Source organism: Azovibrio sp. (assembly GCF_049658005.1).
Taxonomy (GTDB): Bacteria; Pseudomonadota; Gammaproteobacteria; order Burkholderiales; family Rhodocyclaceae; genus Azovibrio.
This window is the reverse complement of the sequence record NZ_JBASOH010000075.1, coordinates 24,774-34,570: the sequence shown is the minus strand read 5'-3', so window position 1 is coordinate 34,570 and position 9,797 is coordinate 24,774. Positions and strand designations below refer to the sequence as shown.

Genomic DNA, 9,797 nt, shown 5'->3' with positions numbered 1-9,797 from the left:
CACCCGGGCGGCGAGGCCCAGGCGGGCCAGGTTGCTTTCGATCTGGCGGCAGCGGTCCGGGTCGATGTCCAGGGCCGTCAGCTCCAGGTCGGCGCGTTCGAGCAGGTGGGCGGTCTTGCCACCGGGGGCGGCACAGGCATCGAGCACCCGGCTGCCCGGGGCCGGGTCGAGCAGTTCGGCGGCGCGCTGGGCGCCCAGGTCCTGAACCGAGGCCAGTCCGTCGGCAAAGCCGGGCAACTGCGATACGGGCACGGGCCGTTGCAGGCGGATGCCGGCCTCGCCCCGGGCCTGGGCCGCGATCCCGCCGGCTTCGAGCCGGGCCAGGTAGTCGGCCTGGCGGCATTTGCGCAGATTGACCCGCAGGCTCATGGGCGGCGGGGTGTTGTCGGCGCTGACGATGCTTTCCCACTGCTTTGGGTAGCTGGCCTGCAATTTTTCCAGCCACCAGGCCGGGTGCCAGAGGCGGGCCGCCGGGTGGTCGGCCAGGGCTTCTTTCAGGCTCTCCTGCTGGCGCAGGTAATTGCGCAGCACCCCGTTGACCAGACCCTTGTAACGTCCCTCTGCGAGCTGGCCGGCCGCTTCCACCGCCTGATTGACCACCGTGTGCGGGGCGTCGGTCCAGGTGGCGAGGCGGTGCAGGGCACAGAACAGCAAGGCGCGGATGATGGGGTAGGGCGGGTTCTGCAGCAGCGGGGCGAGCAGGGCGTCGCCTTCGCCGTGGCGGCGCAAGGTGCCATAGACGATGTCCTGTACCGACGGACGGATGTCGCCGGGGACCTGTTCCAGAGTGCCATCCGCCAGGCTCTGGCCTGCCATGACCTGGGCCACGATGGGAGCGGCATACCAGAGGGCGAGGGCGAGGGAATCCGGGGGCAGGGCAGGAGGCATGAACACGGGCCAAGGGTCGGTCGGGGCCGCAAGTCTAGCATGGGGCCGTGACCGGCATGGCGGGGGGCGCGGCAAAACAGGGATAATCGGGCCATGCCTCTTCTCCTTGTTTTGTTGCTGCTGTTGCCCCTGCCCGCCGAGGCCTGGAATGCCGCCGGGCATCGTCTGGTGGCGGCCCTGGCCTGGCAGGAGATGCAGCCTCAAACCCGGGAGCGGGTCAGCGCCTTGTTGCGCCAGCATCCTGACCATGCCAGATGGTTGAAGCGGCAGCAGGAGCCGCATGATCCGGCCTATGGGGTGTTCCAGGAGGCTTCCACCTGGCCCGACGAGATCCGCAGCGACCCGCGCTTTCATGATGCGGACGAGCCGCCCACGCCGCTGCTGCCCGGTTTTCCCAACATGCTGCGCCAGACTCACTGGCACTACCGGGATGAGCCCGGTGTCCGGAGCGAGGGAGAGATCGACACCCGGCTGGAATGGCTGGCCCGGGAACTGGCGAGTGGCAGGGCAGGGCAGGTCCATGCCCTGCCCTGGCTGCTGCATCTCGTCGCCGACCTTCATCAGCCGCTGCACACCGGGGGGCGGGGTGACCGGGGCGGCAATGATTTCGAGATCGAAAACCCCTTCAACCCGAAAAAGCCCTTCATGTCCCTGCATGCGTATTGGGATGATCTGCCGGGGCCGCCTTGGCTGCGCGGCAAGTATCTGGACGAGCCGCTGCGCCGTCTGGCTGCCCTGGAGCGCGCTCCCCAGGGCGATGTGGCGCTCTGGCTGGAGGAAAGCCGGGAATGGCTGGCCCGCCAGGTTTATCCCGATACCCCGGGTACGCTCCTGCCCCTGGTGACGCCGGAATTCCACCGGCGTGCCCAGGCGATTGCCGATGCCCGGCTGGCGGCGGCGGGGCGGCGCCTGGGGCGCTGGCTCGATCAGTTGCTCGGCCCGGTTCCTCGTGCAGCGGGGAGCCGGTAAGATGCCGGCTGACCGCATCGTCCGGGCCCTGATCCCATGAACATTTTCCAGCAACGCTACGAAATCCTCCGGGAACTGGGCCGGGGCACCTCCGGCACCGTGTACCTGGCCCAGGACCTTTTTGCCGACCGGCAGGTGGCCCTCAAAATCGCCCATTCCCAGATCTTCAACCAAGATCCGGAACAGAAGGCCATCCGCAAATCCTGGCTGAACGAGGTGCGTCTGGCGGGCAGTTTGCAGCACCCTTACATCGTTCAGGTGTACGACGCGGGCATGGGGGAGGACATGGCCTACCTGGTCATGGAATACCTGCCGGGCGGTACGCTCGAACCGTTTACCCGGCCCGGACAGCTAAAACCGGTGGGGGAGGTGCTGGAAATTGCCTACAAATGTGCCAGCGCCCTCGATTACGCCTGCCGGGCCGGCATCGTGCACCGCGACATCAAACCTGCCAACCTCCAGTATGCAGGGCCCGGGGAAGTGAAAGTGGGGGACTTTGGCGCAGCCTACTGGGGCCGGGGTGATTCCACGCAGGTCATGGATATTGGTTCCCTCTCCTACATGGCGCCGGAACTGTTTCGCCACTGGGTCACCCCCCAGGCCGACATCTATGCCCTGGGGGTGGTGCTGTTCCAGTTGCTGACCGGGCAGTTGCCCTTTGTCGCCGACTCCCCGGCCGCGCTGATGTACAAGATTCTCGACGGCGACCGGCCCAGGCTGAAGGATCTGCGTCCCGACCTGTCGCCGGGGCTGGATGCCTTGGTGGAGGAAATGCTGGCGGTCAGCCTGGAACAGCGTTTCGAGTCCTGGCCGCTGGTGCTGGCCGCCTTGACCGCGCTGATGCCGGGTAGCGCCGGCAGCACCGTGGACCCGCCGGGCCAGCCGGAACTGTTCGACCGGCTGCGCCGCCTGCCCCTGCTGCAGGAACTGAGCGATCCCCTGCTCTGGGAATTGTTGCGGTTTGCGCAATGGCGCCGGGCGCCGGCCGGCACCCTGCTGGTGCAAGAAGGCGCCGCCGCCTACTCCTGTTATCTGCTGCTAGAAGGGGATACCCGGGTCACCCAGCGCGGCAAGCTCATCAACCTGTTGTGTGCCGGCACCTTGTTCGGCGAACTGGCCTTTGCCGAGGCCATTCCCAGCCCCCGGGCCGCCACCGTCACCGCCATGACCCCGGTGGTCTATGGCAAGTGGGCTTACAGCCGCCTCCATCGGGCCTCGCCGGAACTGCGCTCGGGCATGCTGAAAATCTTCTTCCGCCTCGCCGCCGAGCGCCTGAAGCAGGCGGACGAGCAGTACCAGCTACTCTACCGCCGCTTGCAGGAGCAGGGCGGCACCTGAAAAAACGCGGGCCCCGCAGGCTTGCGCCCGCGGAGCCCGCACACCACGCCCGGCCTTGACCGGCCGCCGCACGGCCGGTTCGCTTATACCTTGAACTGGGTCACGATCTGGTTCACTTCCTTCGTCATCTGTTCGAGGCGCTGCACGCCGGCGGCTGTTTCTTCGGCGGCGGCGTTGTTCTCGTCGGTCATCTGGGCAATGCTCTCCACATGGCGGGCAATGTCCTGGCTGGCCTCGCTCTGTTCCTTGAGGGCGTTGGAAATCTCGGTGATCGCTTGGGAAACCCGGCCGGTTTCCTCGCGGATCGACTGAATCCGCTCACCCGCATCCTGGGCCAGGGCCTGGCCGGATTTGACCTGCTGCACCACCCGATCCATCTCGGCCACGGCCTCACCGGAGGAAACCTGCATCTTGTTGATCATGGCGCTGATTTCGCCGGTGGATTGGGCGGTGCGCTCGGCCAGCTTGCGCACCCCATCGGCCACCACCGCAAAGCCGCGGCCGTGCTCCCCGGCCCGGGCCGCTTCGATGGCGGCATTGAGGGCGAGCAGATTGGTCTGGTCGGCCACTTCCTTGATGACCTGGACGATGCTGGAAATCTGCTGGGATTCGCTGCCCAGGGTCTGGATCACCTGGGAGGCCTGGGTCACGGTCTGGGCGATGGTCCCCATCTCGGCGGCGGTGCGTTCGATGATCTGGCCGCCCTGATCGGAAATTTCGCCGGCCTGGTGGGCCATGGCCTGGGCATCCCCGGCGCTGCTGGAAATGGTGCTGATGCTCACCGTCATCTCTTCAATCGAAGCCGCCATGGCGGAGGTCGAGCCGCTCTGGTTGGAAGAACTGGTGGCCACCTGCTGGGCGGCGGTGGATAAGGATTCCACGGCACTGCGCGCACCCTGCATACGGGATTGAATGTCCTGCATCGAGGATTGCAACTGATCGACGAGGCGGTTGAAGCCCCGCACCATCCGGCCGATTTCATCATCGCTCTTGACCGGCACCCGGCGGGTAAGGTCGCGGTGCTCGGTGATGTCGTCCATGGTGCGGCGGGTGAGTTCGAGGGGCCTCATGATGGCCCGGAAGACCGGGATGCCCACCAGGATCAAGGCCGCCAGGCCGGCAATGAAGGTGCCCTGCTGCACCAGGGTCATGGTGTTCGAGGTCTGTACGGCCGCGGCGCTGGACGCCTTGGCCTGGGCCTTTTCGTAGGCGACCAGCTCCTCCAGCTTCGCCACGGTCGCGCGAAAGCCGTCGCGCTGGGCGAAATAGGCTGCGTAGAAACGGGGAAACAATGCTTTCTGGCCGGCTTCATCACTGGGGGCCAGGGCTGCCAGCTGTTTCATGACGCTGCCGATTTCCTGGTTCAGTTTCTTCCACTCGGCCCATTCCTTCTCGAAGGCGTCCTGCATCGGCTTCAAGGTATTGACTTCATCGCCGAGCAAAGGAATCTTGCGGTAGTTCTCCAGGGCGTCCTCGGCCCGTTTCCAGGCCGCATCATAGTGCTCGGCGGTGCTGGAGAATTCTTCGCGCGCCTTGGAAGAGTAGTCGTTTTCCCAGATGCCGGTCAGCAGGCCGGCGCGCACCACATCGGTCTGGGCCTCCTTGGCAATCAGCAGGTATTCCAGCGCCGGCAGGCGAACCTGCACGGCTTCGTCGAGGGCCGCCCCGGAAGTGCGCATGCCGATGGTGCCGGCGCCGCCCACCAGAAGCAGGGAGAGGATGCCGACGGCGAACAATGTCAAAAGCCTTGCCTTGATACTCATGCTGACTCCTTGGCGTTGGGGAGATTGGGGTTTTATTCGATACCCTGGCTGGAAAGGTAGTCTTCATAACTACCTTGGTAATCCACCAGACTGCCGTCCATCTTAATGTCAAAGATACGATTGGCAAGACTGGAGACGAATTCCCGGTCGTGGGAGACGAATACCAGGGTGCCCTTGAACAGGTCCAGGGCGGTGTTCAGGGATTCGATGGATTCCATGTCGAGGTGGTTGGTGGGCTCGTCCATCACCAGCACATTGGGCTTTTGCAGCATCAGTTTGCCGAACAGCATGCGGCCCTGCTCGCCCCCGGAAATCACATTCACGGTCTTCTTCTGCTCATCGCCGGAAAAGAGCAGGCGGCCCAGGGTGCCGCGGATCAGGGTTTCCAGGTCGCCGCCGTCCGCGAGGCTGGCCCGGGCGTAGCCCGCTATCCAGTCGGTCAGGGACACGGGTTCGGCGAAATCGGCGGAGTGATCCTGGGCGTAGTAGCCGGGCCTGGCCTTTTCGGTCCACTTGATGTGGCCTCGGGTGGGCTGCAGCTCGCCCATCAGGAGCTTCAGGAGGGTGGTCTTGCCGACCCCGTTCTCGCCGATCACGGCGATCTTGTCGCCGGCGCTGATGGTGAAGCTGGCCTTCTTGAAGAAGGTCTTGTCCCCTCCTTCGTACTGGAAGGCCAGGTTTTCCACCTCCACCGCACCCCGGTGTAGCTTTTCCTTCTCGTCGAACTCGAAGCGGATCCAGGGGTACTGGCGGGAAGACGGCTTGATGTCCTCGGGTTTGAGCTTGTCGATCAGCTTCAGGCGGCTGGTGGCCTGCCTGGCCTTGGACTTGTTGGCGGAAAAGCGGCGCACGAAGTTCTGTAGTTCGCTGATCTTGTCCTTGGCGCGGCTGTTGGCGGCCTGCTGGCGTTCCCGGGCCTGGGTCGAGGCTTCCATGAAGTCGTCGTAGGTGCCGGGGTAAAGGGTGAGCTTGCCGTAGTCCAGATCGGCCATGTGGGTACAGACCTGGTTGAGGAAGTGCCGGTCGTGGGAAATGATGATCATGGTGGATTCCCGGCCGTTGAGGATGTCTTCCAGCCAGCGGATGGTGTTGATGTCCAGGTTGTTGGTGGGTTCGTCCAGCAGCAGGATGTCCGGATTGGCGAACAGGGCCTGGCACAGCAGCACCCGGAGCTTCCAGCCCGGCGCCACTTCGCGCATCGGGCCATTGTGCAGTTCGGTGCGGATGCCGGCGCCCAGCAGCAGTTCGCCGGCCCGGGATTCGGCGGTATAGCCGTCGTACTCGGCGAATTTTCCTTCCAGTTCGGCGGCGTGCATGTAGTCGTCTTCACTGGCTTGCGGATTGGCATAGATGGCGTCCCGTTCGCTCATGCAGGCCCACATTTCTTCATGGCCCATCAGCACCACGTCGAGCACCCGCATCTCCTCGTAGGCGAACTGGTCCTGCTTCAGGTAGGCCATGCGCTCGTGAGGGTCCTTGGAAACATTGCCGCCGGAGGGTTCGAGAAGGCCGCAGAGAATTTTCATGAAGGTGGACTTGCCGGCACCGTTGGCGCCGATCAGGCCGTAATGATAGCCCTCGCCGAATTTGACGTTGACGTTCTCAAAGAGGGGTTTGGCCCCGAACTGCATGGTGATGTTGGCGGCGACTAACACGGGTGACTCCAGGAAACTTCAAAAGAATGAGCCGGCCATTTTACCCGGCAGTGTCAAGCGCAAGACAGAGGGTTCAGTCGGGCCGCGGGGCGTGTGCGGCGGCAGGAGTGAGGTCATGCGGCAACGAGAGGCATGTGTTTGTAACGGAAATCCTTACAATAGCCCGGTTTCTTGACGGGAATTCTCATGTTGCCTTTGCCTCGCCCTGACGCCACCTTGTTCCTCGCTTCTTCTGTCCATGACATGAAGAATTCGATCAGCGTATTGCTTGCCAATCTGCAGTCCATGCTGGCCCAGGCGGGGCCGGAGCACTCGGGAATCTACCAGGAAATGGCGCAGATGCTCTATGAAACACAGCGCATCAATGGCAATTTGATCCATCTGCTGACGCTCTACAAGCTGGGGAACGACCTGTATCCCTTCCGTCTGGAAACCTACGAGATGAAGCAGTTCGCCGAAACGGTGACATCCCGCCTCCTGGCCCTGTTCAAAACGCGCAACCTTGGCCTGGAAGTCGATGTGCCCGAGGAGGTTTACTGGGAATTCGATGGGGATCTGGTCGATGGCATTTTGGTGCATGCCATGAATAATGCCGCCAATTACACCCATAGCCGCATTGCCCTGAGTATCCAGCCGGCGGAGGGGGCGCTGGAGTTTCGTGTGGAAGATGATGGCGATGGCTTTCCTCAGCGCATGCTCGATGAGGGAGTGGCGGCCATGCGCGGCGTCGATTTCAGTACCGGCAGCACGGGTCTGGGACTTTATTTTGCGGCGGTGGCGGCCAGGATGCACCGCAGTCACAAGGAAGAAGGCAGCATCCGTCTCGAAAATGGCGGACGGCTGGGGGGCGGTTGTTTTATCCTGCGCCTGCCTTGAGGTTTTGATGCCTTGAGGTTTTGATGCTTTGAGGTTTTGATGCCTTGAGGGCCGGGCGCGGGATGCAGGTGTGTGTGTGGATTTTGATGAGTGAAACATGAATATTGAAATGCGAGATGGCGGCAGTGATTTCTTTGCGGCCAGCAAGTTCCTGATCGTGGATGATTTTCAGGGGATGCGCAGCATGCTGGCGACGGTGTTGCGCAATTGTGGCGCCAACCCGCGTTCCATTGATTCTGCTGCCACGGGTAGTGAGGCGGTTGCCTTGTTGCGCCGCAACCGCTATGACGTCGTGTTGTGCGACTTCAATCTCGGGCCCGGCCAGAATGGCATGCAGATCCTGGAAGAGGCCCGCTTCCGCCAGCTGATCGGTCCGGGTTGCTGCTGGATCATGGTGACGGCGGAAAAGACCAACGATGTTTTCATGAGTGCGGCAGAGGTGCAGCCGGATGCCTATCTGGTCAAGCCGGTGACCGAGTCCATTTTGTCCGGCCGTATTCAGAAGATTCTGGCGCGCAAGGAGGCTTTCGTCGAAATCGACCAGGCCATTGCGGCCAGGGATTATCAGAAGGCGGTGCGCCTGTGCGACGAGCGGGCGGCGAGCGACAAGGCCAATGCCATCGAACTGCTGCGGGTGAAGTGCGAGTTGCTCATGCAATCCGGCCAGACTGACAAAGCCCGCGCCAGTTACGAGAAGGCGCTGTCCGTGCGCGAGGTGCCCTGGGCCCAGCTGGGGCTGGCCAAAACCTGCGTGATGGCGGGCGCGCTGGAAGAGGCACGCAGCCTGCTGGAGACCCTGGTTGACCATCAGCGTACCTATCTCGAAGCCTATGATGTGCTGGCCCAGGTGTATGTGGCCCTGGGCGAGATGGACCGGGCCGAGAGCATCCTGGAGCGGGCCTTGTCCCTGTCCCCCAATTCACACGTCCGGCAGCGGACCATGGGGGAGCTGGCCCTCAGAACAGGCAAGCTGGACCGGGCCGAGTCGGCTTTTCGCAAGACACTGAGCCTCTCCGAGCATTCGGCGCGCAAGACACCCGATGCTTATCTGGGTCTGGCAAAGACGGTCAGCAGCAAGGCCAACCCCGGGGAAGCCCTGCAACTGCTGGAGCAGATGGGCAAAACCTTCGACAGCGAGGCGGTGCGCCTCAAGGCCAAATCGGTACAGGGACTGGTGTATCAGCAAAATGGCCAGCCGGAAAAAGCCAGGGCCGTGGCCCGCGAACTGGTGGGGTTGATCGAGCAAGGTGATGCCGGGCTGGATTCAACGGTGACGCGCGAGGTTGCCGAGTTGTTGCTGTCCACCGGCGAGCAGGAAAAGGGCCTGGCCCTGCTGCAGGCAGAGGTGATGAACAATCCCGAAGATGCGGCTGCCCTGGCTTTGGTCCGGGAGGTTTTCCGCAAGACCGGGCTGGCGGATGAGGGGGACGAGCTGGTGGAGCGCAGCCGCCAGGAGGCGATGGAGATGATGAACGCCGGTACCCTGCTTGCCCGTGATGGGCACTATGTGGAAGCGGTCACCAAGATGCGCGAGGCCTTGCTGCGCATGCCGCGTAATGTGCGGTTGTTATTCAATTCCGCGCATGTGATGTTGGCCCACATGGAGAAAAACGGGGCCGACGCAGCCTTGCTGCAGGAGGTGCGTACCCATCTGCTGACGGCCAATCAGCTGGCCCCGGGCGAATCCCGTTTTGCCGTGTTGATGAGCAAACTGGAAGCCTTTGGCAAGGTTTGAGGTGAGGGCTGGCTTGCGGATCGCTGTCCAGCGCACCGGCCTGGTGCTGGTGGCCCTGCTGTTTGTTGCCGGAGGCGGGCTGTCCACCTGGTTTCTGGCGCTGCAACCGTTGGCAGATGCCTGGCGCAGCCGGAACTGGCAGCCGGTTACGGCCCGGGTCGAAGCGGTGGATCGGGGCCCTTCCCCCGGGGCGGGCCTGCGTGGCTGGCAGCTGCAGGTCATCTACCGCTATCAGGTTCAGGGCCGGCGCTATGAAAGCCGGCGCTACGGTCTGCATACCTGGGTCGATGATCATGACGCACAACAGGCCGCCTATGTCGACCTGATCTACCGGCGCCGGGTGCAGGCCTGGTACAACCCGGCAGCACCGGGGGAGTCGCTCCTGAATCGGGATATTCACTGGAACATCGTGGCCCTGGGCTTGCCGGCCCTGGGGGCGGTCCTGCTGGGGGCGCTGCTGCTCTGGGCTGCGGCAGTGGCGGGGTGGAGTGCCTGGCAAACCGCGTCCCTGCGAAAAGCCGGGCGTGTAAAAAAGCCGGACGTGTAAAATAGCCCCTCCTTCCGGGCTGCGCC

8 protein-coding genes are annotated in these 9,797 nt (G+C 63.5%); 5 read left to right on the top strand and 3 right to left on the bottom strand.

Features of this window, described 5'->3' with window-relative positions; translation table 11 throughout:
• Positions 1 to 888, bottom strand: an 888-nt coding sequence (locus WBH99_RS07790; protein ID WP_424219523.1) for a transcription antitermination factor NusB, incomplete at its 3' end; no start/stop codon positions are given.
• 93 nt (positions 889 to 981) lie between these two features.
• Here WBH99_RS07790 and WBH99_RS07785 point away from each other — a divergent pair.
• Both WBH99_RS07785 and WBH99_RS07780 read left to right on the top strand, forming a co-directional pair.
• On the top strand, positions 982 to 1,857 hold the full coding sequence (locus WBH99_RS07785) for a S1/P1 nuclease (protein WP_424219522.1): 876 nt from the start codon (positions 982 to 984) through the stop codon (positions 1,855 to 1,857).
• 36 nt (positions 1,858 to 1,893) lie between these two features.
• On the top strand, positions 1,894 to 3,195 hold the full coding sequence (locus tag WBH99_RS07780) for a serine/threonine-protein kinase (RefSeq protein ID WP_424219521.1): 1,302 nt from the start codon (positions 1,894 to 1,896) through the stop codon (positions 3,193 to 3,195).
• An 83-nt stretch (positions 3,196 to 3,278) separates the two neighbouring features.
• Here the strand turns inward: WBH99_RS07780 and WBH99_RS07775 are convergent, their stop codons facing one another.
• Positions 3,279 to 4,958: a methyl-accepting chemotaxis protein gene (locus WBH99_RS07775; RefSeq protein WP_424219520.1), complete on the bottom strand. Its 1,680-nt coding sequence runs from the start codon at positions 4,956 to 4,958 to the stop codon at positions 3,279 to 3,281.
• Between the two features lie 32 nt (positions 4,959 to 4,990).
• A complete protein-coding gene (locus WBH99_RS07770; protein ID WP_424219519.1) occupies positions 4,991 to 6,613 on the bottom strand; it encodes an ABC-F family ATPase in 1,623 nt (540 codons plus the stop codon).
• A 186-nt stretch (positions 6,614 to 6,799) separates the two neighbouring features.
• Between WBH99_RS07770 and WBH99_RS07765 the strand changes: the two genes are divergently transcribed.
• From WBH99_RS07765 to WBH99_RS07755, 3 genes are all read left to right on the top strand, one after another.
• On the top strand, positions 6,800 to 7,489 hold the full coding sequence (locus WBH99_RS07765) for a sensor histidine kinase (protein ID WP_424219518.1): 690 nt from the start codon (positions 6,800 to 6,802) through the stop codon (positions 7,487 to 7,489).
• Between the two features lie 97 nt (positions 7,490 to 7,586).
• Entirely contained in the window at positions 7,587 to 9,224 is a 1,638-nt protein-coding gene (locus WBH99_RS07760; RefSeq protein ID WP_424219517.1) for a tetratricopeptide repeat protein, read from the top strand.
• Between the two features lie 13 nt (positions 9,225 to 9,237).
• The gene (locus WBH99_RS07755) at positions 9,238 to 9,771 is read left to right on the top strand and encodes a DUF3592 domain-containing protein (protein WP_424219516.1); all 534 of its coding nucleotides are present in this window, start codon (positions 9,238 to 9,240) and stop codon (positions 9,769 to 9,771) included.
• The last annotated feature ends 26 nt before the right edge of the window (positions 9,772 to 9,797 follow it).